The organism is Bartonella sp. AP20NXHL, from assembly GCF_042196165.1.
Classification (GTDB): Bacteria; Pseudomonadota; Alphaproteobacteria; order Rhizobiales; family Rhizobiaceae; genus Bartonella.
This window is the reverse complement of record NZ_JBHIPV010000066.1, coordinates 1-1458: the sequence shown is the minus strand read 5'-3', so window position 1 is coordinate 1458 and position 1458 is coordinate 1. Positions and strand designations below refer to the sequence as shown.

The window sequence follows — 1458 nt, the reverse complement described above, 5'->3', positions numbered from 1 at the left end:
GAAGAAATTAACCAGTTGGATGCCTAATTGGGTGAAAGAAAAGTTAGGGTTTAATGTTTCAATAGACAAGACTTCAACGCAGACCATTAAAACCTTTACCGAAGAAACCAATGCACGTGCAAAAAAAATGGTTGATACAGCAATTGTACCCAATGCTCCATCTGAAAAACGCAAGAGTGGTTTTAATACAGGGACAGTCGAAACAGAATACATAGAAACTCCAAATACAAAAGTGGGTTCCTTTGAAGTTCCAGAACCCATTACGATTCACAAACCTGTTGAAGTAGACGCCCGTGTAACCATTACAAATCTCAATATTTCAGTACCAAATGGTCTTAAGGACGAAATCAGAGACGCTGTCAATCAAGCACTTGAACGCTATGCAAAACAGCAACATTTAGCCATAGCCTCTAGCCTTTCGGATTAAATACCATGATGTTAGCTTTAGGTGGTTTTATTTTTTCCATTGAAACAGCAACTTATCAAACACTTGATATGTCTTATGGGGTTCCATGGGTAGAGCAAGGGCGATTGGGGCGAAAGACTGCTCTTCAATTGCCTGCTGTTGCAAATGCGGAATTTTCTTTAGCAGGCGTGATTTATCCAGATTTCAAAGGTGGTCACAGACAGCTCGAATATTTACGGCAAATGGCACATGAAGGACCTCACATTCTTGTGACCGGTCAAGGCAAAATCTTAGGTAAGTTTGTCATTCTTTCTGTAGAGGAAAAACAAAGCGTTTTTCATCATAACGGCACCCCCAAAAAACAAGAATTTACGATAAAATTGAGAGAATATGGTGAAGACCTATGAGTGACCTTTATATAACCAAAGATGGCGATATGGTTGATGCCATTTGCTGGAAATACTATGCCAAAGGTCAGCAAGCGCTTGCTGTTGAACGCGTCTATGCAGCTAATTTTGGGCTTGCAGACTATGGACCCATCTTAAAAGCAGGCATCACGATACTCTTACCAACCCTCCCCTATCCGAAAGCCACACCAGTAATCAGAATTTGGGGTAGCAAATCATGAAACCTTTTTGCATGGTTCTGGCAAATGGAGAAGACATCACAAAAACTCTTATGGATTATGTTTTGTCGATTGAAATTACCGATGAAGCAGAAAACAAAAGTGATCGTATCACTATAGAGATTGATGACCGCGCACGTGACAGTGATAACGGCTTTCTTGATATTCCTCTCATCGGAACAATCATTTCTGTCACACTTGGCTATGAAGGGGGCAAAAACCGCGATATGGGAGCCTATCTGATAGACGAAATCTCTGTAAGCAGCCCACCACAAAGCTTAAGTGTTACAGGACGCGCCGCATCAATGAACACGTCTTACAGAACCCCCAAAAGCCAATCCTATCACCAACAAACCCTTGGCAGTATTGTTCAAGAGATAGCAGAGCGTAATGGCTATACGCCAAAGGTTGATCCTTCTCTTGCAAA

At 41.6% G+C, this 1458-nt stretch carries 2 protein-coding genes and 2 pseudogenes; all 4 read left to right on the top strand.

Features of this window, described 5'->3' with window-relative positions; genetic code table 11:
* A pseudogene (locus ACFILL_RS09165) lies at nt 1-427 on the top strand (phage tail protein); the annotation flags it as partial.
* 5 nt (nt 428-432) lie between these two features.
* Nucleotides 433-813 carry a phage tail protein gene (locus tag ACFILL_RS09160; RefSeq protein ID WP_375643820.1) on the top strand — a complete coding sequence of 127 codons (381 nt, stop codon included), beginning with the start codon at nt 433-435 and terminating at the stop codon, nt 811-813.
* Nucleotides 810-1034, top strand: coding sequence for a tail protein X (locus ACFILL_RS09155; protein ID WP_375632042.1), 225 nt, complete (start codon nt 810-812; stop codon nt 1032-1034). Before ACFILL_RS09160 ends, ACFILL_RS09155 begins: the two co-directional genes overlap by 4 nt.
* Nucleotides 1031-1458: pseudogene (locus ACFILL_RS09150) on the top strand (phage late control D family protein); the annotation flags it as partial. The gene ACFILL_RS09155 and the pseudogene ACFILL_RS09150, both read left to right, overlap by 4 nt.

Coding starts and splice junctions, on each gene's coding strand:
- ACFILL_RS09160 (WP_375643820.1), top strand. CDS start 433: ATGATGTTAGCTTTAGGTGGTTTTATTTTTTCCATTGAAACAGCAACT.
- ACFILL_RS09155 (WP_375632042.1), top strand. CDS start 810: ATGAGTGACCTTTATATAACCAAAGATGGCGATATGGTTGATGCCATT.